Origin of the sequence: Streptomyces kaniharaensis, from assembly GCF_009569385.1 — a bacterium.
Classification (GTDB): Bacteria; Actinomycetota; Actinomycetes; order Streptomycetales; family Streptomycetaceae; genus Kitasatospora; species Kitasatospora kaniharaensis.
Genome location: NZ_WBOF01000001.1, coordinates 5,605,176 through 5,627,636, shown reverse-complemented (window position 1 = coordinate 5,627,636; position 22,461 = coordinate 5,605,176). Strand labels below are relative to the sequence as shown.

Annotated in this window: 15 protein-coding genes; 8 read left to right on the top strand and 7 right to left on the bottom strand. The window is 72.7% G+C overall.

Going from position 1 to position 22,461, the window contains the following annotated elements; genetic code table 11:
• Positions 1–36: 36 nt before the first annotated feature.
• Positions 37–1,116, bottom strand: coding sequence for a right-handed parallel beta-helix repeat-containing protein (locus F7Q99_RS25135; protein WP_153464997.1), 1,080 nt, complete (start codon positions 1,114–1,116; stop codon positions 37–39).
• A 267-nt stretch (positions 1,117–1,383) separates the two neighbouring features.
• Positions 1,384–2,658, bottom strand: coding sequence for a cytochrome P450 family protein (locus F7Q99_RS43255; protein ID WP_326847096.1), 1,275 nt, complete (start codon positions 2,656–2,658; stop codon positions 1,384–1,386).
• Between the two features lie 182 nt (positions 2,659–2,840).
• Between F7Q99_RS43255 and F7Q99_RS25125 the strand changes: the two genes are divergently transcribed.
• The 4 genes from F7Q99_RS25125 to F7Q99_RS25110 all read left to right on the top strand — a co-directional run bounded on the left by F7Q99_RS25125 (position 2,841) and on the right by F7Q99_RS25110 (position 12,043).
• A complete protein-coding gene (locus F7Q99_RS25125; protein ID WP_326847095.1) occupies positions 2,841–3,800 on the top strand; it encodes a deoxyribonuclease IV in 960 nt (319 codons plus the stop codon).
• Positions 3,801–3,879: 79 nt separating this feature from the next.
• Positions 3,880–5,976, top strand: coding sequence for an MMPL family transporter (locus tag F7Q99_RS25120; protein ID WP_153464993.1), 2,097 nt, complete (start codon positions 3,880–3,882; stop codon positions 5,974–5,976).
• 191 nt (positions 5,977–6,167) lie between these two features.
• Positions 6,168–8,333: a TerD family protein gene (locus F7Q99_RS25115; protein ID WP_153464991.1), complete on the top strand. Its 2,166-nt coding sequence runs from the start codon at positions 6,168–6,170 to the stop codon at positions 8,331–8,333.
• A 557-nt stretch (positions 8,334–8,890) separates the two neighbouring features.
• Positions 8,891–12,043, top strand: a complete 3,153-nt coding sequence (locus tag F7Q99_RS25110) for an EAL domain-containing protein (RefSeq protein ID WP_195911163.1) — start codon at positions 8,891–8,893, stop codon at positions 12,041–12,043.
• Positions 12,044–12,096: 53 nt separating this feature from the next.
• On the opposite strand, the gene F7Q99_RS25105 is transcribed toward F7Q99_RS25110, so the two are convergent.
• The 5 genes from F7Q99_RS25105 to F7Q99_RS25085 all read right to left on the bottom strand — a co-directional run bounded on the left by F7Q99_RS25105 (position 12,097) and on the right by F7Q99_RS25085 (position 18,229).
• Positions 12,097–13,368, bottom strand: a complete 1,272-nt coding sequence (locus F7Q99_RS25105) for an MFS transporter (protein ID WP_326847094.1) — start codon at positions 13,366–13,368, stop codon at positions 12,097–12,099.
• A 246-nt stretch (positions 13,369–13,614) separates the two neighbouring features.
• A complete protein-coding gene (locus F7Q99_RS43250) occupies positions 13,615–15,288 on the bottom strand; it encodes a sensor histidine kinase (protein ID WP_153464985.1) in 1,674 nt (557 codons plus the stop codon).
• Between the two features lie 6 nt (positions 15,289–15,294).
• Positions 15,295–16,755, bottom strand: a complete 1,461-nt coding sequence (locus tag F7Q99_RS25095; protein WP_326847093.1) for a glycosyltransferase family 2 protein — start codon at positions 16,753–16,755, stop codon at positions 15,295–15,297.
• Positions 16,752–17,855: a HEAT repeat domain-containing protein gene (locus tag F7Q99_RS25090; protein ID WP_153464983.1), complete on the bottom strand. Its 1,104-nt coding sequence runs from the start codon at positions 17,853–17,855 to the stop codon at positions 16,752–16,754. The genes F7Q99_RS25095 and F7Q99_RS25090 overlap by 4 nt, the downstream gene beginning before the upstream one ends.
• The gene (locus tag F7Q99_RS25085) at positions 17,852–18,229 is read right to left on the bottom strand and encodes a response regulator transcription factor (protein ID WP_153464981.1); all 378 of its coding nucleotides are present in this window, start codon (positions 18,227–18,229) and stop codon (positions 17,852–17,854) included. Before F7Q99_RS25085 ends, F7Q99_RS25090 begins: the two co-directional genes overlap by 4 nt.
• A gap of 410 nt (positions 18,230–18,639) precedes the next feature.
• On the opposite strand from F7Q99_RS25085, the gene F7Q99_RS25080 reads away from it, so the two are divergent.
• The 4 genes from F7Q99_RS25080 (at position 18,640) to F7Q99_RS25065 (ending at position 22,327) form a co-directional block, all read left to right on the top strand.
• Positions 18,640–18,831 (top strand): YegP family protein, encoded by a 192-nt coding sequence (locus F7Q99_RS25080; RefSeq protein WP_153464979.1) that lies wholly within the window; start codon positions 18,640–18,642, stop codon positions 18,829–18,831.
• A 109-nt stretch (positions 18,832–18,940) separates the two neighbouring features.
• The gene (locus tag F7Q99_RS25075; RefSeq protein WP_153464977.1) at positions 18,941–20,161 is read left to right on the top strand and encodes a glycosyltransferase family 4 protein; all 1,221 of its coding nucleotides are present in this window, start codon (positions 18,941–18,943) and stop codon (positions 20,159–20,161) included.
• The gene (locus F7Q99_RS25070; protein ID WP_153464975.1) at positions 20,158–21,402 is read left to right on the top strand and encodes a glycosyltransferase; all 1,245 of its coding nucleotides are present in this window, start codon (positions 20,158–20,160) and stop codon (positions 21,400–21,402) included. Before F7Q99_RS25075 ends, F7Q99_RS25070 begins: the two co-directional genes overlap by 4 nt.
• Complete coding sequence (locus tag F7Q99_RS25065) at positions 21,377–22,327, top strand: SGNH/GDSL hydrolase family protein (RefSeq protein ID WP_153464973.1); 951 nt, start codon at positions 21,377–21,379, stop codon at positions 22,325–22,327. Before F7Q99_RS25070 ends, F7Q99_RS25065 begins: the two co-directional genes overlap by 26 nt.
• The last annotated feature ends 134 nt before the right edge of the window (positions 22,328–22,461 follow it).

The window sequence follows — 22,461 nt, the reverse complement described above, 5'->3', positions numbered from 1 at the left end:
GGACGTCCTTCTCGGTGGAGGCGGTTCAGCCGGGGTTCAGCAGTGGCCGGACGGCTCGGAGACCGAGCAGTCGTTGCGGGCGAAGGCGTTGTCGGTACCGGTGTCGCGGTCGGCGATGTCGGCCGGGCCGTTGCCGCTCAGGTGGTTGCCGGTGACGGTGTCCCGGGTGTTGGGGACGCCGACGACGCTCCGGAACAGGACGATGCCGCCGGAGAAGTCCGAGGTGCCGACGTTGTCGCGGACGTCGTTGTCGGTGACCCGGACGTCCTCGGTGCCGGTGAGGACGATGCCGGCGCCCTGGATGGCACCCAGGCGCGGGTTGGCCGGGCAGTACTTGTTGTTGGCGACGACCTGGTTGAGGCGGATGTCGAGGTCGCCGGCGCGCGGCACGCCCTCGTCGCCGACGACGAAGACGCCGCCGCAGTTGCCGCGCATCTCGTTGCCGTCGACGCTCAGCACGCGCAGCCGGCGGACGGTGACGCCGACCCGGTTCTCGGTGAGCAGGTTCCCCCACACGACCGTGCCCTCGGTGTCGTGAGCGCCGCCCTCGCGGTTGGCGTAGTTGGCGAGGAAGACGCCGGACTGGCCGTTGCGGGTGGACTCGTTCCCGACGATGGCCGCCCGGGTGGACATCTCCTGGCTGATGCCCTGCTGGCCGTTGTCGTGGACGTAGGTGGCACGCACGGCCAGGCCGGTGGTGCCGCTGGCGTCGATGCCGTTCTTGCGGAATCCGGTGACGGCGAGGGCCTCGATCGTGACATCGGGCAGCGGGGCGGCCTCGGTGCCGACGACGCAGACGCCGTGCCCGGCGGCGGCACAGGCGTTCGCGGTCGCGGCCCCGGGGACGATCTCGCTCGCCCGGCCGGCGCCGCGCAGGGTGAGGCCGGCGGTGGTGATGCGGACGCTGCCGCGGTAGGTGCCGGGGAGCAGTTGGACGGTGTCGCCGGGTCGGGCGGCGTCGACGGCCTGCTGGATCGATTCGCCCGGGAGGACGAGGTGCATCGTGCTCGCGGCCGCGTGGGCCGGGGTCGTGGTGGCCAGGGTGGCGAGGGTGGCGGTCAGGGCGGTCGCGGCGGCGGTGGCCGCGGCGAGGTGGTGGACCCGTCGCGTGGGCATGAGTGGTGACCTGTCTTTCGGCTGCGCAGGGGCTCGGCACGCTTTGCTCGGCACGCCTCGTGCGCGGTGTGTGCGGGCGTTGACGGCCTGTGGGTACGGCCGAATCGACGCTATGAGCGCCCGGGCGGACCCGCCACCAGGGCTGGGCTGCGGGACTGACGGATCGTCGGCCGGGAGTGGTACGCCCGGCGTGGCGGGTGCCGCCCCCATACGGCGGCGCGCCCGGCCGCGGGGAGCGGTCGGGCGCGCCGGTGATCCGATGATCAGTCAGTCCAGGTGTCCCGCGGGCGTGCCGAGGCGGACGGGCAGGGCGGCGAGGTGCCAGGCCGCCGGGTTCGGCCCGCGCTCGACGGCCTCGGGCCCGACCGCGAGGGAGAGCTGAGGGTAGGCCCGCAGCAGCGTGCCGAAGGCGATCACCGCCTCCTCGTGCGCGAGCGCCGCGCCGAGGCAGCGGTGGGCGCCGTGGCCGAAGCCGAGGTGGGCGTCCGGGTGCGGCGCCGCGGCGGCGCGGCACAGGTCGAGGCGCTCGGGCTCGGCGAATACCCGCGGGTCGTAGTTGGCCGCCGCGAGGATCGGCATCACTGCCTCGCCCCTGCGGATCAGGGTGTCGCCGAGGGTGACGTCCTCGGTCGCGTAGCGCGGCAGCGCGCCGAGGGTGGGGCCGCACCAGCGCATCAGCTCGTCCACGGCGGCCGGGAGCAGCCCGGGGTCGGCGCGGACCATGGCGAGCTGGTCGGGGTGGGTGAGCAGCGCGGCCGTGCCGTTGCCGATCAGGGTGGCGGTGGTCTCGTGGCCGGCCACGATCAGGTTGAGGATCAGCGAGACGATCTCGACCCGGTCGAGGGTGTCGCCCTCGGCGGCGGCCAGCTGGGACACCAGGTCGTCGCCCGGCTCGGTGCGGCGGCGGTCGACCAGCCCGTGGGCGCCGACGAGCATGCCGCGCAGCGCCTCGTCGAGGCCGGGCCCGGCGCCCCGGCCGAGGTAGGAGCTCCACGCGCGCCACTGCGGACGGTCCGCCTCCGGGATGCCGAGCAGCTCGCAGATCACGGTGACGGGCAGCGGGTAGGCGAAGTGCGCGATCAGGTCGACGACACCGCTCCGGTCCGCGTGGTCGCGCAGCGCCCTGGCGTGCTCCCCGGCGAGCCGCTCGATCCGGGGGCGCAGCCGGGCGACCGCGCCGGCCGTGAAGGAGGGGTGCACGTGGCCGCGCATCCGCCGGTGCCGAGCGCCGTCCGCGTCGAAGACGCCCGCGCGCAGGTACGCGGCGCACTCCGCGGGCATGCCGCGGGCCCGCCAGACCTGCTCTGTGCGGTGCACGGGCGCGCCGCCGGGCACGCTGGCGACGTCGTTGACGAAGCGCGGGTCACCGAGGACGGTACGGACGTCCTGGTAGCGGGTGGCGATCCAGAACGGCTCGACGCCGGGGATGGTGCCGCGGGCCAGCGGGCTGCGCTCGCGGATCCCGGCGAAGGCCGTGAACGGGTCGTTGACCAGGTGTTCGGCGCGCAGGTCGACCGTCTCGACGGGCTCGGCAGTGGTCACTGGGTTCCTCCTCCGTGGCGCTGGTGTCGTCACGGATCGTGCCGGTCCGGGTGGCGTGAGGCCTGGTGGTCTCGCCCCGGATTCACTCGATCGAGCACAGAGGATCCGTTTCCCGGGCGTGCCGCCGCTCCCGTTCCGGACGGCCCACCACGGCATCCCGGGGTCGTGGCATGCTCGGGGCCGTGAACACCGCACTCGTACCGCCCGTCGATACCGTCAGCACCGTCGGCACCGCCCGCAACCCCATCGGCGCCCACGTGCCGGTGGCCGCCCGCGGGCTGGCCGGGACCGGTCTGGCGTACGCCCGGCGGGTCGGCGCCGAGACGGTGCAGGTGTTCGTGGCGAACCCGCGCGGCTGGGCCACTCCGCCGGGCAACCCGGCCCAGGACGAGGAGTTCCGGGCCGCCTGCGCGGAGCAGGGCATCCCGGCCTGGGTGCACGCGCCGTACCTGATCAACTTCGGCTCCGACAACCCGGCGACCAGGGAGCGCTCCGCCGTCTCGCTGCGCCACTCGCTGCTGCGCGGGCACGCCATCGGCGCCTTCGGCGTGGTGCTGCACACCGGCTCCGCCGTCGGCACCGCGCCCGGCGGCGGCTCCCGCCGCGCCGAGGCGATGACGCAGGTGCGGGCGGACGTCCGCCCGTTGCTGGACGAGCTCGACGCGCTCGGCGACGACGCCCCCTGGCTGCTGCTGGAACCGACGGCCGGTCAGGGCAGCTCACTCTGCTCCCGGATGGAGGAGCTCGCCCAGTACGTGGACGCGCTCGACGGGCATCCGAAGGTCGGCGTCTGCCTGGACACCTGCCACGCCTTCGCGGCCGGCCACGACCTGGCCGCGCCGGGCGGCGTCACCGAGGCGCTGGACGCCCTAGTGGCCGCCGCCGGTCCGGGCCGGCTCCGGCTGATCCACGCCAACGACTCCGAGGACGTCGTCGGCGCGCGCAAGGACCGGCACGCCAACATCGGCGCCGGGATGATCGGCGCGGAGCCCTTCCGCGAGCTGTTCGAACACCCGGCCACAGCCGGCGTCCCCCTGGTCGTCGAGACCCCCGACCGCAAGCACGGCGGGCACGGCACCGGGCACGCGATGGACATCACCGCACTGAAGGAGCTGCGCGAGCGCGCCGCCGTTCGCTCCTGAGGCCGCGCCCGGGCTGCCGGGTCCGCACGGCGGTGGGAGGCTGGGACGAGTCACTTCCTCCGGCTCCTGGGGATGCCCGATGACTCCGACCCGGAAACTCGCCGCGCTGCCGTGCGGACGCCGCAGCAAGTGGGTGGTGCTGGCGCTCTGGCTGGTGCTGCTCATGGTCACCGGCCCGCTGGCCGGGAAGCTGATGGGCGCCGAGGACAACCAGGCGTCCAGCTGGCTGCCCGGCAACGCCGAGTCCACCGTGGTGCTCACCGAGCAGCGCGCCTTCCAGCCGGTGGACACCGCCCAGGCCGTCGTCGTCTACCAGCGCCCCGGTGGCATCACGCCCGCCGACAAGGCGGAGGCCGCCCGCGACGCCGCCGCCTTCGCCACCGCCCCGCACGTCCTCGGGCGGGTCATCGGCCCGGTGGTCTCCGCCGACGGCCAGGCGATGCAGACCATCGTGCCGGTCGACATCGGCACCAACGGCTGGAACGACCTGAAGCCGGCCGTGGACAGCCTGCGGCAGACCGCCGCCGCCAACAGCCAGGGCATGACCATCCACGTCGCCGGCCCCGCCGGGGTCGGCGCCGACCAGGCCAAGGCCTTCGCCGGCATCGACAGCTCGCTGCTCGCCGCCACCGTCAGCGTCGTGATCATCCTGCTGCTGCTCACCTACCGCAGCCCGGTGCTCTGGATGCTCCCGCTGATCTCCGCGGCCGGCGCACTCACCGTCTCCCAGGCCGTCATCTACCTCCTCGCCAAACACGCCGGTCTCACCGTCAACGCGCAGAGCGCCGGGATCCTGATCGTCCTCGTCCTCGGCGCGGGCACCGACTACGCCCTCCTGCTCACCGCCCGCTACCGGGAGGAGCTGCGCCGGCACGCGGACCGCCACGAGGCGATGGCGTTCGCCCTGCACCGGGCCGGACCGGCCATCCTCGCCTCCTCGGCGACGGTCGTCGCGTCGATGCTCTGCCTGCTGATCGCCGAGATGAACTCCACCAGCGGCCTCGGCCCGGTCTGCGCGATCGGCGTCCTGGTGGCCCTCGCCGCCATGCTCACCCTGCTGCCCGCCCTGCTGGTGATCATGGGCCGCTGGGTGTTCTGGCCGGTCAAGCCCGCCTACGGCACGCCCGAGCCGACCAAGACCGGCCGCTGGGCCCACATCGGCGCCTGGATCGGCGGCCGCCCGCGCAAGGTGTGGGTCGGTACGGCGCTGGCGCTCGCGGCCTGCTGCGTCGGGCTGGTGTCGCTCGACGCCAACGGCCTCAGCACGGCCGGCACCTTCACCGGCAAGCCCGACTCGGTCGTCGGCCAGCAGGTCCTGGAGCAGCACTTCCCCGGCGGCACGGGCGCCCCGCTCACCGTCATCTCGACGGCCGGCGGCGCCGACGCCGTCCGGGCCGCCGCCCAGACCACGCCCGGGGTCGCCGGTACGTCCGTCCCCGTGACGCACGGCGGGCAGGCCCTCTTCCAGGCCACCCTCGCCGACCCGCCGGACACCCAGGCCGCCAAGGACACCGTCGACCGGGTCCGCGCCGCCGTCCACGCCGTCCCGGACGCCGACGCCAAGGTCGGCGGCAACACCGCGGTCATCCTCGACGCCGGACGCGCCGCCGGCAACGACAACCGGGCGATCATCCCGCTCGTCCTCGGCGTCGTCCTGCTCATCCTGGCGGTCCTGCTGCGGGCGATCACCGCACCGCTCGTCCTGATCGCCACCGTCGTGCTCTCGTACGCGGCCGCGCTCGGCATCAGCGCGTTCTTCTTCGCCAACGCCTTCCACTTCCAGGGCGAGGACAACGCGTTCCCGCTGTTCGTCTTCGTCTTCCTGGTCGCGCTGGGCATCGACTACAACATCTTCCTGATGACCCGCGTCCGCGAGGAGTCCGCCCATCACGGCACCCATCAGGGCGCGATCGCCGGGCTCTCCGCCACCGGCGGCGTCATCACCTCGGCCGGCCTGATCCTCGCCAGCACCTTCGCCGTCCTCGGCACCCTCCCGGTCGTCGGCCTCGCCGAGATCGGCTTCGCCGTCGCCCTCGGCGTCCTCATCGACACCCTGATCGTCCGGTCGGTGCTGGTCACCGCCCTCACGATGGACCTCGACCGCCACATGTGGTGGCCCGGCCGCCTCTCCCGCCGTTCCACACCGGTCCGGCCGGAGCTGAGCAGACAGTTATGAGGGGGGCTGGGGACCGCCGAGCACGACTCAACTCCGGACAGTGATCGTTCGGATCACGACGACACCCTGCTGGTCCAGGTACCGATCTACCGCTCCCGGCCGCGCGCAGCAGCGACCTGCCCGGAATGCGACCGGGGCTGCTGGTGGAAACCCGAGTGCGTGGGCCTGAGCGGTTCTGGGATCATGCGGGGATGTCCCAGCGCCTCGAACCCATGGTCGTCCGGCAGACGCACCGCCTCCCCGCCCCCTCCGGGCCCGCCGGGCAAGGAGGCGTCGCAGCACGGCAGTTCGACGCCGCGCTGATGTCCGTCGGCTTCAAGCTCTCGGCCGGCCTGCTGGAGCACCTGTCGGGGCTGGCCGAGGAGACGGTCGTCGACACCGCCGTGCGCACGCTGGACGCCGTCCGCGAGATGGCCGGCGACCACGTCGGGCACAACACCTACTTCATCGACTTCCCCGCCAACGTCCCGGACACGTTCGACTTCTGGATGCGGTGCATCGCCGGGGCGCTCGCCGACGACACCACGCGCGAGGGCACGCTCGCCCAGCTGCGCACCGGCGTGGTCGACCTGCTGACCCTCCCCGGCTACGGCAACTACCAGCACACGTACGCCGAGATGCTCGCCGCCCACGACGAGCTGATCGCCGCCGCGGGGGACCGCATGACGGTCCTGCACCTGGGCGGCGCCCTCGACGACGAGATCACCGCCCTGTACCTGGCCCTGGCGGGCAGCTCCACCCCGCTGGGCGAGGACGGCCTGCGCGACCTCCGCGTCATCGCCCGGCACTGCGTCGACGGGCCCCAGCCCGAGGCGATCCCCGTCCGGGAGAACCGCGCCCTCGTCAACCTCGCACGCCTCGACGCCGGTGCGAGCCTCCTCCTTGACACCGTCACCGACGTACTGCGCCTGGCCTGCGCGCTGTCGGACGGCGACGTGACCCTCGCGGAGCCGACCCGATTCCGCTCCCTCTCCCGCCCGGTGCGCCGCGCCCTGCTCGCCGGCCTGGACGCGGTCGTCGCCGCGGCGCCCGTCAAGCTGGCCGACGTCATCGCGCACCGCGAGGCGTTCAAGCGACTCGGCGAGCGCCTCCACCCGCACGAGTACCCGCGCTGGCCGCACGCCGCGGACGTGTTCGCCGTCGCCCGGGGCGAGAAGGAAGTCCGCTCCTTCGACGGCCAGGTCGAGGACCTCCTCCACGCCGGGGACGTCATCGGGGCGGCACGGCTGCTGTCGGCCGCCCCGGGCAAGCTGTTCCGCGCCCTGGACCGCCTGCTGCGCGCCTGCCGCGCCCAGGACGAGCGCGACGCCGTCACGGCCGCCGCCGAGCGGGCCACCCCGCAGGCCGCCGGCCGGGTCCTGCTGTCGGTCCGCGAGCACCTCCACAACCGGGCCACGGACGAGACCGCCGGGCGCCGCGTCTTCGCCAACCGCCTCGGCCGCGCCTGGGTCACCCCCGACACCCGCCCGCCCCTGCCCGCGCCCGAACGCAAGCGCCTGATCGACGCCCTCGACGCCGAGATACGCCGCCGCCTCCCCGATCCCGGACAGCTGCTGATCGACCCCGACATCCTCGACGTCGCCCTCCCCCTCAGCGGCAACGCGACCACCGCCGGACTCGGCGTGCTCCCCCGCGGCTCCCTCTCCCGCGTCGACGGCGAACTGCTCCGCTTCTTCGTCTACTGGAAGCAGGCCTGCTGCACCACCGACTTCGACCTCTCCGCGCTGCTCCTGAGCGACTCCTACCGGACCATCTGCTGGCTGTCCTACACCGAACTCACCCAGCTCGAAGGCGAGCACTCCGGCGACATCACCGAAGCCCCTGACGGCGCCTCGGAGTTCATCAACCTGCGTCTGGGCGCCACGCGCGGCAGCTTCATCGTCCCGCAGGTCAACATCTTCGACGGGGAGGGCTTCGAGGAGGTCGAGGAGTCCTTCTTCGGCTTCATGCTGCGTGACGCCGAACAGCAGGGCCGCCCCTTCGAACCGCGCACCGTCCGCATGAAGTCCGACCTGCGCGGGCCCGGCCGGGTCGCCCTGCCCGTGGCGTTCCTGCGCGGGCCGGACGGCACCTGGCGCGCCAAGTGGCTGCACGTCTACCTCAAGGGCAACCCGGCCTCCAACCGGGTCGAGGGCAACCGGGTCTCCGTCGCGACGCTGCTGCGCGGCATCGTCGAGCGCGACTACCTCACGGTCCGTTACCTCACCGAGCTGATGGGCGGCACCGCCACCCTGTGGGACGGCGGGGCGCTCCCGGCAGGCCCCGTCACCTACATCGGCCTGGAACGCCCGGACGGCCTGCACCCGGCGTCCGTGGTCATCACCCCGGAAAATCTGCGCGACCTGATCCCCGCCTGACTGCTACCGTTGTCGCCGGCGAGGCCATGAACGGACTTCCTTCTCATACCAAATTGAACCTAGTCCCTTCGCTCTCCTCGCCCTCGACCTCACGCCGGGGTGCCCCATGGCACCCCGGCGTTCGTCGTCGGGTGGGACGATCGGCCACCGGCGATCCCCCGCACGGCTGACGGATACGCCCACTCGGCGGCGTCCACGGCGTCCGCATCCCCCGCCCTACCGGCCGAATGCGTGATCGGGCAGCCGGACATACGCTTGAGCCGAGGCCTCGCGTCGGGGGAGGCCCCGAGACCCGACAGCACAGGGGCCGTCCCGCCCCATCAGGCTCCCCGTGTCCATTCCATTCTCCGTTCCATGATGAACCGCTCTGCCGCATCACCCTGGTGATCGCATTCCGACGCCGGGCTGCTGTTCGCCGGCCAGGGCATCGTCGAGATCCTTCCCGCGCACCTGGAAACGTCTGCATTCCGGGGCTGCTCGGCGGCGCGCCGGGCTGCAGCCGTCTTCCGGGCACGGGGCTTCCCAGGGAGGTGGCTGGATTGAGCACCACCAGGCGATTGAGCACCACCAGGCGCTGGCAGTACGAAATGCTGGGGTTCACCGCGGGGATGGTCACCCTGATCGCGGTCTACTACGCATACCCCGACCAGCGGATGATCTTCGTTGGAATCGGGCTGGCCGGAGTCGCCGGAATCATCAGAGGCATCATCCGCAACCGCCCCGCCCATCCGTTGCCCTGGGTGCTGCTGGCCGCGGCCAACCTGACGTTCACTGCGGGTGAGGCGGCACAGATCATCCTCATCCAGTACCTTCACGAGTCGAACCCGTTCCCCTCGGCGTCCGACGCCTTCTACCTGGCGACCTACCCCCTGTACGCGGCAGGCCTGTTGGGGTTCGTGAAGTGGCGTACGGCCAGACGTGACCGTGCCAGTCTCATCGACGCGCTGACCCTGACGGTCGGTTTGGCACTGCTCTCCTGGGTCTACGTGATCATTCCTTATGCCCACTTGGCCGAACTCACCTGGATCCAGAAGGCGGTGGCCATCGCCTATCCGCTCGGAGACATCCTGGTGCTGGCCATGCTGCTCCGACTGCTGGCTCCGCACGGTGGAAAGAGCGTCTCACTGGCGCTGCTCACCGCGGGCACCATCGGCCTTCTCACGGCCGACGTGCTGTACGCACTGATCCAGCTGCACGGAACCTGGGAGACGGGCGGACCGGTGGAGCTCGGCTGGGCCCTGTTCTACGTCGCCTGGGGAGCCGCGGCGCTGCATCCGTCCATGGTGACGCTGACCGAACCGGTCAGATGGCGTCCGGACACCGCGCTCGGCCGACTGGGCCTGCTCACCCTGGCATCGCTGATCGCACCGGGCATGCTGATCATCGAGGCGATCCGGGGGAACACCAAGAACGCCGGGGTCATCGGAGCGTTCTCCGCCGCCCTGTTCTTCCTTGTCCTGCTACGCCTCTCGGGCGTGGCGGCGACCCATCGTCAGGCGGTCCGCCGTGAGCGGATCCTGCGCGAGGCGGTGGCGTCGCTCGGTGCCGCCACCTCGGTCACGGGTGTGGTCGAGGCGGTGCGCCCGGCCGTCACAAGACTGCTCGGCGACACCGCACGCCACGACACCGTCATGATCCTCCCGCGGGGCGACACCCTGGTGGCGATGCCCGACGGCGGCGGGGCCAGACCGGCGCCACCGGAGATCACCGGCGTCGTGAGGGCGCTGACGGACGCCGGCGACAGCCGACTGGTGAGCAGCACCGCTCTCGGCGGCGAGCTCGCCGGGGAGCCCGCCGAAGCTCCGAGCGTCCTGGTCTGCCCGTTCGCGTTGCAGGACCACCAGGCCGGCGACACGGCCCTCGGGGCACTGAACGTCACCGGGGACGAGCAGGACCTCCTGGTCGTCCAGGAGAGCGTGCAGACGCTGGCCGCGCAGGCGGGCCTGGCGATCGAACGGATCGAGCTGAGCCGTGAGGTCACCAAGCGCAACAGCGAGGCGTACTTCCGGACCCTCGTGCAGAACGCCTCGGACGTCATCCTGATCCTCGACGAAACCGACCGGATCCGTTACGCCAGCCCCTCGGCCGATCAGGTGCTCGGCTACCCCAACATGGAGCAGACGCTTCTGACGGACCTCGTGCCTCCGCAGAACTCCCGCGCCGTCGTCCAGTCGCTCGCCCAGATGCGGCAGCGCAACGACCGCAACCGGCGGGAGACCTGGCAGATGGTACGCGTGGACCACTCGACCATCGAGGCGGAGGTCAGGTTCAGCGACCTGCGGCAAGAGGCCACGGTCGGCGGACTCGTCCTCACCCTCCGGGACGTCACCGAGCAACGCGCGCTGGAGCGCGAGCTCACCCACCGGGCCTTCCACGACTCGCTCACCGGCATGGCGAACCGGCTGCTGTTCCAGGACCGGATCAACCACGCGCTCGCGCAGAGTCAGCGCGAGGGGACGGTCGTCGGTGTCCTGTTCGTCGACGTGGACGACTTCAAGGTCGTGAACGACATCCACGGGCACGCCGTCGGCGACGAGCTGCTGGTCGCCGTCTCGCTGCGGCTGTCGACCACGGTCCGCGCGTCCGACACGGCGGCGCGCATCGGCGGTGACGAGTTCGCGCTGCTCGTCGAGGACTCGGTGACGCCGGCGGACGTCGAGACCTTCGCCGACCACGTGATGGGCGTGTTCGCCGAGCCGTTCCGGCTCAGCGTGGGCCAGGTGAGCGTCTACGCCAGCGTGGGCATCGCGACGACCGATGACAGCTTCGACGCGGTCGAACTGCTGGCACACGCCGATCTGGCCCTCTACGAGGCGAAGACCGCCGGAAAGCGCCAGTGGCGCCGCTACCGGCCGGCTCTGCAGGAAGGCATGGCGGAGCGGCACGAACTCCAGGAGAGTCTGGACCAGGCGCCGATAGAGACGTCGTTCACGGTCCTCTACCAGCCGATCGTCGACCTGGCCAGCGGGGCGGCCGCAGGATTCGAGGCGTTGGTCCGCTGGCCGCACGCCACGCGTGGCGTGGTGCTTCCGGAGGAGTTCATCAGCCTGGCCGAGGAGAGCGGCCGGATCATTCCCCTCGGCGCCTGGGTGCTCAGCGAGGCGGTGACCGAGACCATTCGGATGCAGACCCTCGTCCAGGCGGACACGTGGGCGACGGATCGCCACTCGCCGTACATGAGCGTGAACGTGTCTCCACGGCAGTTCAGGGACGAGGGGTTCGTCGACCGGGTCCGCCAGGTTCTCGACGCGTCCCAGCTCCCGCCGTCCTCCCTGGTTCTCGAACTCACGGAGAGCGTCCTGATGCGCCATGACGACCGTGTCCTGGCCGACATGCGGGCCATCACCGACCTCGGCGTCCGTATCGCGATCGACGACTTCGGAACGGGCTACTCGTCGCTGAGCTACCTGCGCGACTTCCCGATCTCGCTCCTCAAGATCGACAAGTCGTTCATCGACGAACTCGGGCGCTCCCCGCAGCAGTACGCCCTCGTCGAGGGCATCGTCCACCTCGCCGACACCCTCGGGGTCAAGGTGATCGCGGAGGGAATCGAGAACCAGAACCAGCTGGAACTGCTGCTGTCCATGGGCTGCCCGCTCGGCCAGGGCTTCCTGTTCGCTCGTCCGCTCGCCGCCGACCGGGCCGAATCCTTCGTCCTGGCGCCGAACGCCGACCACCTGGGGAACTGGAGCAGGAGCGCTTCCCAGTAGCCACAGCCGCCACCTCCACGGGCCGCCCCCCTGCACGGGATCGGGGCGGCCCGTCATGAGCCTCCGCGATTGCCCGGCGAGCCCTGGGACTCGCCCAGCGCCTCATCCACGCGTCCGTCCACGGCGGCGTCGGCTGCCGACGGCTTCGTAGCGGGGCGCAGCCGGTTCATGCCCAGCAGCGCGATGGCGGTGGCGAGCAGCCCGGCTGCGGCCGTCACGCCGTAACCCCTCGAGGCCCCGGCCGCGTCCACCACCCAGCCCGCACTCGAAGAGCCCAACGCCGTGCCGACCGCCAGTCCGGTGACGGTCCAGGTGATGCCCTCGGTCAGCTGTGCGGCCGGGACCAGGCGTTCCACCAGCCCCATGGCGGTGATGATGGTCGGGGCGATGGACATCCCGGAGACGAGGAGCGCTCCCGCCAGCACCGCCGGGTTCGGAACGAACTCCAAGGTGACCACGCTCGCCGTCATCGTCATGACGCCGACGAGGAACTGCCTGGAGAGCGGGCTGCGCAGAGTCATCGCGCCGAAGCCCAGTCCCGCCACGAACGAGCCGAGCGCGTAGAGAGCGAGGAGCACGCTGGCGTACGCCTTGTGGTGGTGCTCGCCGGCGAACGCCACCGTCGCGACGTCGACCGATCCGAAGATCGCACCGACCGCCACGAAATCCAGCGTCAGGACACCGAGCCCACGGGTTCGAAGCGCGGTGCCCCTCAGGTGCGGCGCGGCGGGGTGCGGGGGCGGTTCGGTACGCCGCTGGCGGGAGAAGAGCACCACTCCGACCGCCAGCAGGCACATGGCCAGCAACGGTCCCGCTTCGGGGAACCCCTCGGTGGACAGCCCGACCGCGAGGATCGGACCGATGATGAAGATCACCTCATCGAGTACCGACTCCAGCGAGTAGGCGACGTGCAGGAGCGGCTGGCCCCGATAGATCTCCGCCCAGCGGGCCCTGACCAGCGCGCCCATGCTCGGTGCGCAGCCCGCCGCGATCGCCGGGACGAACAGGGTCCAGGCCGGTGCGTCCAGGCGGGCCAACAGCACGAGCACGCCCAGGGCCGTGACGCTCATGGCCGTCGCGGGCAGCGCGACCCGGCGCTGACCGTGGCGGTCGACCAGCCGGCCGACCAGCGGACCGAGCGCCGCGGTGGCCAACGCGACGGTGGCGGCGACCGCACCCGCCAGCCGGTACCCGCCACGCACCTGGGACAGCATGGTCACGATGCCCACGCCGGTCATCGCCAGGGGCATCCGGGCGACGAAGCCGGTGGCGGAGAAGGCGAAGGTTCCGGGCGGGGCGAACAGCCGGCGATAGGTGGACAGCACGGGGCGTGCTCCAAGCTGCATCGATGACGAAGCGTAGGCGCAGCCGGCCGGGGAGGCTCCGGAATCAGTGGCCCCTGGCACCCGCACCAGAAGAATGTCTCTGCACGGAATGCTATGAACCTTCGCAACGCCGAGCACTCCGGGCTACTCCGAGCTGCTGCAAGCTACTCCAAGGCGCCGCTTACCGCCCGTGGTCCAAGTCCGGTCTGCCGAAGAGCCGGGCGCACTGAGCCTCGTGCTGCGGTGTCAGCTCCGACGGTCGAGCGGCGGAAGGTCCGCGGTGATCGTGGTGCCTTCGTTCTCCCGGGAGTGGACCTCCAGCGTGCCGCCGTGATTCGCCACGATGGCGTGGACGATGGCAAGCCCCAGTCCGGTACCGGGGATGGAGAGGTCGACGGCGTTCGAGGCGCGGAAGAAGCGGTTGAACAGGTCCTTCTGGTCGTTCTCGGGGATGCCGATGCCGGTGTCGCTGACCCTGAGCCGCACCTGGCCGCGGTGCAGGGCGGCGCCGACGGTCACCTTCCCGCCGCTCGGGGTGAACTTGATGGCGTTGGACACCAGGTTCCTCAGGGCCCGGTCCAACTGGTCGTGGTCGCCGAGGACGAGGACGGGTTCCTCTCCGCAGTCGCCCTCGAGGGTGATCGCGGCCGCCGAGGCCGCGGGCGTCGCCATGTCGACGGCCACCTCGGCGAGGCGCCGCACGTCGACCGGCCGCCTGTCGGAGGTGAACGACCCGGACTCGATCCGCGAGATGGTGAGCAGGTCCTCGATCAGTTCGGTCAGCCTGACGACGTTGCGGCCCACCACGGTCAGCATGTGCCGCTGGTCGTCCGAGAGCGGCCCACTCTCGTCCTGCAGCAGCTCGACGTAGCCGCCGATGCTGGTCAGAGGGGTCCTGAGTTCGTGGGAGACGTTGGACAGGAAGTCGTTCCTGGTCTTGTCCAGGGCACGGAGCCGCTCGACCACGGCGGTCTCCTGACGGTGGACCCGGGCCTGCTGCAGGGCCCGGCCGAGGCCGGCGACGATCGGCTCGGTGGCCTCGATCTCGGCCGGCCGCCAGACGTCCCCGGGGGTCTCGCGGACCAGGACGACCTCCCCCATCGGCTTCCCGGGGGGCCCGAACGCCACCGCCAGGACGGAGACGGCCCGCATCGCCGCCAGCGTGTCGCGGAGCCGTGCGGGCAGGCCGGTGCGGCCGAAGGAGCCGGGGGCGCCGGGCACCGGTTCGCCGTCGGCGACGAACCTGCGGACGTCGTCGACGTACCAACTCGTCCCGCGAGCATGGTGGTCGTGGACCATGTCCGCCGGCAGCGGAGGCAGCCCGCGCACCTCGTGCGCAGGCAGGCTGCCGTGCTTCGCGCTCCAGGCCCTCGCGGCGGGGGCGGTGGAGCTGTCGTCCCCGGCGAGGAAGAGGATGACCCCGTCCGCGCGCAGCGCCTGGCCGATTCCCGTGGCGGCGCGGTCGAGGATCTGGTCGACGTCGAGGCCGGAGCGGATGGCGATGCCCGCCTCGCGCGCTGCGGCCGCCAGGCGGGCGCGTTCACTCTCGCGATCACGCATCCGGTCGGTCTCGTCGGCGACGGCGTTGGCCGACCGGGCGATCGCCTGGATCTCGGCCGGTCCCCTCGGCCGCACACGGGTCGTCGGGTGCTCCGCGCGGGCGAGCCGACCGAGCGCCGCCTCGACGTCCGCGAGCGGGCCGGTGACGGCTCGGGCGGTACGGACGGTGATGGTCAACGCCGTCACCACGGCCGCCACGACGAGGGCGGCGATCACGGCGCCGACGATCTCGTCCGAACCGTCGCGCACGGCACCGGCCACCCCGGCCGAGCCGACCAGCACGATGAGTGCCGCCAGCAGCCCGAAGCGCAGGCCGAGGCTGCGGACGACCGGCGGCTTCTCCTCGGGACGGATGCTCACGGGGAGTCACCTCCCTGCCTTCGATTGGTCGGCGAAGCCCTGGCGCGTCATGGTGCCCCACTCCTGCGGGGAGCGGCGCACGCCCTCCCACGTGCCGCGCAACCGCCACCAGGCGGTGAACTGACGGTAACCGAGGTTCTCGGCGACCGCCCCGACGAGCGCGGCCCCGGTGTCCTGCCACCGGGGGTAACGGTGGAAGGCGTACTCCTCCGCGACGAGCGCCAGCAGGCTCACCACCAGCGCGTAGCCGTACGCGACGAGCAGGAAGCGCCACATGAACGACACGTCCACGGCGCCGAGCAGCAGGCCGAGCGGCATCAGGACCACGCCGGCCACCTCGACGACCGGTGCGAGCAGTTCGAACAGGACGTAGAAGGGCAGGGCCACCAGGCCGACGCGGCCGTAGCGGGCGTTGCCGATCGCCTGCCGGTGCTTGAGGAGGATCTCGGTGAGACCGCGTTGCCAGCGCCGGCGCTGCCGCCCGAGCAACGACAGCGTCGTGGGGGCCTCGCTCCAGGAGATCGGCTCGCCGACGAAGACGATCCGGTAGTCGCTCCCCTGTTCGCGCAGGTGCCGGTGGAGCCGGACGACCAACTCCGCGTCCTCGCCGATGCAGTCCGGGTCCATCCCGCCGACCGCGATGACGGCCTCGCGCCGGAACAGCCCGAACGCACCCGAGATCACCAGCAGGCCGCCGACCCTCGACCAGCCGAGGCGGCCGAGCAGGAACGCGCGCAGGTACTCCACGACCTGGATCCGCGGCAGGAGTTTCCGGGGCATCCGCACCCTGACGACGCGGCCGGCGGCGACGGTGCAGCCGTTCGCGACGGCCACGACTCCCCCGCAGGCGACGACCCGCAGCGGATCGTCGGCGAAGGGCTTGGAGACGGCGAGCAGGGCCTGCGAGTCGATGAGGGAGTCGGCGTCCACCATGCACAGCAGCGGGTACCGGGCCACGTTGATGCCGACGTTGAGGGCATCCGCCTTGCCGCCGTTGGCCTTGTGCACCACCCGCAGCGGCACGGGCCCGCCCCGGGAGATGTAGACGGCCTCCACGGCGCCGCGCACCGGGACGTCATCGGGCACCACGAACGGCACCTCGACGAGGTCGAACGCCTCGCACAGCCGGTCCACGCTGCCGTCGGTGGACCCGTCGTCGATGACGACCACCTCGAAGCACGGATGGTGCAGCAGGAGCATGGCATCCACCGCCTCGACGATTCCGGCCTCCTCGTTGTGCGCCGGGACCAGGAGGGACACCGGCGGGGTGAACGGGCTGGAGACGATGTCGTCGTAGCCGGCGAACGGCGCTCGGCGCGCGTGCCGGACGAGTTCGCCGCAGGAGAGGCCGATCAGTACCAGGTTGAAGGTGTTGATGGCGAGGAAGTACACCATGATCACGACGTCGCAGAGGGCGATCACCTGGTGCAGCAGGTCCTGCGGGGCGGCCGCAGACGCGCCGGTCACGGCTCTGCGTCCGCTTCCCGGGGACGGGCCACGTCCCCGCGCACGGCCGCCTCGGCGAGTACGGCCCGTGCCTGGGCGGCGGCCCGGTCGCCGAGGAAGCCGTTGACGGCGGCCTCCAGCTCTGCGCGGCCGGCGTCGCCGAGCTGGAGCAGGGCCTGTCCGGCGGTGGCGCCGAGGCGGTGCACCGGGTCGTCGAGCAGCTTCACCATCACGGGGGCGACGTCCGCCGTACCGAGGCTTCCCAGCGCCCCGGCCGCCACGATCCGCAACGCCTCCGGTCGGCCCACGTCGATGGCTTCCAGCAGAGGGTCGACTCCTTCCGGCATTCCGAGCGCGCCGAGGGCCCGGGCGGCCCTGATCTGCACTTCGGGATGGGGGTCGTCGACGAGCGCGGTGGCGATCCGGGGCGTCCACTGGACCGCGCCGGTGGCGCCCAGCACCTCGATCGCCACGGCCCGCACCAGAGGAACCGGATCGCTCAGCCCGGCGGCGGTCAGGTCCTGCGCGCCGGGGCCGAACCCGGTCAACGCCCGCACCACGGCGGCCGGCGGCACCGAGCGGGGGCCGTGCAGGCAGGCCAGCAACGCGGGAATCACCGTCAGGTCCCCCACCCGCCCCAGCGCACGGACGGCGACCAGCCGGACCTCCACGTCACGGTCGGTCAGCAGGCGGCACAGCGCCGGGGCCGCCGGGCGGTAGCGCAGCTGGCCGAGCACCTCCGCCGCCCGGCCCCGTTTGACCAGACGGATGCTCCGCAGGTCCGCGAGAGCGCGGTCCGCGATGCCGCGGCGCTCGAACAACTCCACCAGGCTCGACCGGGCCTGTCCACTGACCTTGGCGAGCATCGCGCGCGCCGTCGGCTCCAGAGTCCTCCACCTGCGCTCACCAAGAGTGGACAGCGACCGCAGGGCTTCGGCCGAGTCGTCGTCGTCCGCACACAGGGCATCGAGCAGCAGGGCGCGCAGCGGCTCGGCGGCCCGCTCCCTGCGACGCCGCGTGATCGCGCGCAGCAGGCGCATGCCGACGATCAGAACCGTCACCAGAAGCCCGAAGGCGGCCACGGCTGCCATGCCGTCGGCGAGCAACCGCGAGCTGATCATCGTTTGACCCTGGCCAGAACGGCCTGCACCCGGCTGCTCAACTCCCGTGGGCTGAACGGCTTGGTGATGTAGTCGTCCGCTCCGGCCGCGAAACCGGTCTCGATGTCGCCCTCCTGGGAGCGGGCGGTCAGCAGGATCACCGGGAGGGACTGCGTCCCGGGCTCGGCCCGCAGCGCGCGGCAGACGTCCAGGCCGGACATCTTGGGCATGCGGATGTCGAGAAGGACGAGATCCACCGTGTCGTCGTCGTGGGCCGCCGTGAGCGCGGCCAGGCCGTCCTCGACCGCGGTGACCTGATGGCCGGTCCGGGTCAGCTTGTAGACCACCAGGTCGCGGATGTCGGTGTCGTCATCGGCCACCAGGACGTGAGCCATGGTCTCTCCTCGGGCGCCGACAGCGGAATACGCATCGGGTCGCACACGGCCGCGTCCACGATGGGGACGTCGGTGTGCGGGGTGGGTTCCGATTCCCTTGCCTGTCCGGACGGTATCCGTGATCCGCGACCGAAGGAGACCGGAGATCCCTTTTCCTCCACGCTAGAAGCCGCCCCGGTGTCCCGCCACCCTGGTCGGCCGCGGCCGAGTCGGTCTGCGGCATCATCACTTTCCGTGAGGATCACGCTGAGTGTCGAGCGGGCCGCCTTCCCGGCCGGGATCGACGCCCTGGCGATCCGTCGTCGGTCCGTGCGCGCGTCGACCCGGATGGCCCATCTGGCATGCAGCGGACGGGATTTGGGCCTACGGTGCGGTGCGAGGGGGTCACTTGACGAGAGGGCAGGACTGCCATGGCAGGGAAGTTCGAGCTGTACACGGACGAGAGCGGGATGCACCGGTTCCGGCTCAAGGCGAGCAACGGGTCGATCGTCGTGACGGGCGATCCGCAGGAGAGCCGGGACGACTGCATCAAGAGCATCGAGTCCATCCGCAAGCTCGCGCCGTACGCGGAGCTGAAGGAGGCGGCAGCCGGATCGATGTGAGGCTGCCGGGTACGGCTCGCGGGTCGGTGATGCAAATCGCCGACCCGCGTTCGTTCGTACGAAAGATCCCTTTGGCCGGGCGCACGCCGGGCGCGGTCACAACACTGGCATGCGCGTCGTCATCGTCACCGAGTCGTTTCCGCCCGAGGTCAACGGAGTCGCCCACAGCGTGCTGCGGACGGCCGAGCATCTGGTCCACCGGGGCTATCAACCCCTCGTCATCACCCCCGCCCCCGCGCGCGGTGCCGAGTGCCCGCCGCACACGTTCGGAACCGGCGCCGATGCCGCGCAGCTGCGCGTGGTGCGGATCCCGTCCGTGCCGCTGCCGGGGTATCCGCAGGTGCGGATCGCGCTGCCGAGCCGGCAGCTGACCGCCGCCGTCGCCGCGCATCGGCCCGACATCGTGCATCTGGCCAGCCCGTTCGTCCTGGGGGCGCGCGGGATGCAGGTGGCGGCGCGGCTGGGGGTGCCGGCCGTGGCCGTGTACCAGACGGACCTGGCCGGGTACGCGCACGCCTACCGGGCCGGGCGGGGGCTCGGGGAGGCCGCCGCCTGGCACCGGATCCGGACGGTGCACCGGGCCGCCGCCCGGACGCTGGCGCCGTCGACACCCGCCGCGCAGGACCTGACCGCGCACGGGGTGCCCCGGGTGCAGCTGTGGCCGCGCGGCGTGGACTCGGTGCGGTTCCATCCGCGACACCGGGACGAGGCGCTGCACCGGGCGCTGGCGCCGGGCGGGGAGGTGCTGGTCGGGTACGTGGGGCGGCTGGCGCCGGAGAAGCGGGTGGACCTGCTGACCGCCGCCTCGGCGCTGCCCGGGGTGCGGTTGGTGGTCATCGGCGACGGGCCGTCGGCACCCGGGCTGAAGGCCGCGATGCCCAGCGCCGTGTTCCTCGGCCGCCGGACGGGTGAGGAGCTGGCGCGCTGCTTCGCGACGCTGGACGTGTTCGTGCACACCGGCCCGTTGGAGACCTTCTGCCAGACCATCCAGGAGGCGATGGCGAGCGGCGTGCCGGTGATCGGCCCGGCCGCCGGCGGCCCGCTGGACCTGGTCGCGCACCACCGGACGGGCCTGCTGGTGCCGCCCCGGGACGGCGCGGCGGTGGCCCGGGCGGTGGAGGCGCTGGCCGCCGACGCCGAGCTGCGGGCCGCGTACGGGCGGGCCGGACGGGCCGAGGTGACCGCCCGGACCTGGGAGGCGGTCGGGGACCTCCTGCTGCGGCACTACGCGGAGGTGCTGGCGGAGCACCACGGGGTCCCGATGCCGCCGACGGCCACTCCCCCGGCGCCGGTCGCACCGGCCGCCGTCCCCGAGGAGCTGTCGGCATGACGGCCGCATCGGGGAGCGGGCCGCTGCGGATCGTGCGGCTCGCGAACTTCGTCACCCCGGTCTCGGGCGGGCTGCGGACCGCGCTGCGGCATCTGGGCGCCGGGTACCTGGCGGCCGGGCACCGACCGGTGCTGATCGTCCCCGGCGACCGGCGCCGCGAGCAGGAGACCGAACAGGGCCTGGTCGTCACCCTGCCCGGGCCGGTGCTGCCGGGCAGCGGCGGGTACCGGCTGCTCATCGACCGGCGGGCGGTGGCGGCCGAGCTGACCCGGCTGTCGCCGGACCGGCTGGAGGTGTCCGACCGCACCACGCTCCGCTGGACGGGCGACTGGGCGCGGCGGCACGGCGTCCGGTCGGTGATGGTGTCGCACGAGAGCGCCGCCGGGGTGCTCGGCACCCGGGGCGTGCCGGGTCCGCTCGCCGCGTTGGCCGCCGACCGGCTCAACGCGGCGACCGCGCGGGCGTACGACACGGTGGTCTGCACGACCGACTGGGCGGCGGCCGAGTTCCGGCGCCTCGGCGTGCCCAACCTGGCGCGGGCACCGCTCGGCGTGGACCTGGACGCCCTGCGCCCCCTGCCGGCGCCCGCGCGGGCATGCGAGCGGGCGCGGTACGCCGAACCGGGGCAGGTGCTGCTCGTCCTCGGTTCCCGGCTCTCGGCGGAGAAGCGGCCGGAGCGGGCGATCGAGGCGCTGGCCGACCTGCGGGCGCGGGGGCTGCCCGCGGTCCTGGTCGTCGCCGGCGCGGGGCCGCTCCGGGAACGGATGGCGGCCCGGGCCGAGCGGCTGCGGCTGCCGGTGCGCTTCCTCGGGCACGTGAACCGGCGGGAGGCGCTGGCCCGGCTGCTGGGCTGCGCGGACGTGGCGCTCGCGCCCGGACCGGTGGAGACCTTCGGGCTGGCGGCCATGGAGGCCCTCGCATGCGGAACGCCGGTGGCGGTGAGCCGGTCCTCGGCGCTGCCGGGGCTGATCGGGCTCGCCGGAGTGGCCGCCGCCGACACGGGGGCCGGATTCGCTGCTGCGGTACGGGAGTTGCTGGCTCGACCGGAGGAGGCGCGGCGGGCCGCCTCCCGGGCGCAGGCCGAGCGGTACGGGTGGCCGGCGGCGGTGGCGGCGTTCCTGGCGGCGCACGGGGCGGCGCAGGGGATGGCTCACGGGGCGACGTCCGGGGCGGCTCACCGGGTCGCGAACTCGGTTCCGGTGAAGGATGGTTGCGATGAGCGTGCTCGACACCGGGCGTGAACGGGCGGCGGACGACGAGCGATCGGGGGACGGTCGGTCGGCGGCGGGCGGTCTGCGGGCGGCGGACGGCCGGTGGGCGACGGGCGAGCCGGTGCGGTTCGTGGCGCTCGGCGACTCGCTCACGGAGGGGGTCGGGGACCCGGTCGCGGACGGCTGGCGCGGGTGGGCCGCCGTCCTGGCCCGGTCACTGGCGCCGGAGGGGACGGGCGTCGAGTTCACCAACCTCGCGCGAAGCGGCGCCCTGACAGTTGATCTGACGACAAGCCAGTTGCCGGCCGCGCTGGCGCAGCGGCCGGAGCTGGCCGCAGTGGTGGTCGGCGGGAACGACACCCTGCGAGCCGGGTTCGACATCCGCCGCACCACCCGGGAGCTGGACGCCACGCTCGGCGAACTGTCCGCCCACGGCGCCCAGTTGCTGACGGCCTGCCTCCCCGATCCCGGCGCACTCCTCCGGCTCCCGGCACCGCTCGCCCGGCCGCTGGCGCGGCGGATGCGCGCGGTGAACACCGTCGTGCACGCGCTCACCGCGCGCCACCGGGCGGTCCACCTGCACATCGCCGAGCTACCGTGGCACGAGGAGCGGCGGCTGCTCAGCGCGGACCGGCTGCACCCCAGTGCCGAGGGCCACCGCCTGATCGCCCACCGCTTCCACGAACTGCTCGCCACCGCCGGCCGCCCGCTCGGCCCCGCGCCGGGCGACCACGTACCGGCCGAGCGCCCGCCGGGCCGGGCCGCCGACCTGTGGTGGATGGCCACCCGGGGCACCCGCTGGGTGGCCGCCCGCAGCACGGATCTCCTGCCGGGCCTGCTGGCGCTGGCGGCGTCGGAAGGCGTCGGCCGCCTGCGCGGCGCGACCGGGCGGCACGACCAGCGGATGGCCTGGGAGGCGGCACAGGCGCTGGCCTCTCTTTCGTCGCCGGGGTGAGCGACCCATCGACTCGGATACTGCCCGCAGTACTGACACCGAGTCAATATTGGCGTGCAGACGGAACCATGAGGGTATCTGTCGGTGTCGTCCGGAGAAATGATCACGCGTGATCACGGGAGTCGAGCCGGAAG

Coding starts and splice junctions, on each gene's coding strand:
- F7Q99_RS25085 (WP_153464981.1), bottom strand. CDS start 18,229: ATGGCTCACGTCCTGGTGGCCGATGACGACACCGACATCCGCGACCTG.
- F7Q99_RS25090 (WP_153464983.1), bottom strand. CDS start 17,855: ATGATCAGCTCGCGGTTGCTCGCCGACGGCATGGCAGCCGTGGCCGCC.
- F7Q99_RS25115 (WP_153464991.1), top strand. CDS start 6,168: ATGTCCCAGCGCCTCGAACCCATGGTCGTCCGGCAGACGCACCGCCTC.
- F7Q99_RS25070 (WP_153464975.1), top strand. CDS start 20,158: ATGACGGCCGCATCGGGGAGCGGGCCGCTGCGGATCGTGCGGCTCGCG.
- F7Q99_RS25080 (WP_153464979.1), top strand. CDS start 18,640: ATGGCAGGGAAGTTCGAGCTGTACACGGACGAGAGCGGGATGCACCGG.
- F7Q99_RS25135 (WP_153464997.1), bottom strand. CDS start 1,116: ATGCCCACGCGACGGGTCCACCACCTCGCCGCGGCCACCGCCGCCGCG.
- F7Q99_RS25120 (WP_153464993.1), top strand. CDS start 3,880: ATGACTCCGACCCGGAAACTCGCCGCGCTGCCGTGCGGACGCCGCAGC.
- F7Q99_RS25065 (WP_153464973.1), top strand. CDS start 21,377: ATGAGCGTGCTCGACACCGGGCGTGAACGGGCGGCGGACGACGAGCGA.
- F7Q99_RS25075 (WP_153464977.1), top strand. CDS start 18,941: ATGCGCGTCGTCATCGTCACCGAGTCGTTTCCGCCCGAGGTCAACGGA.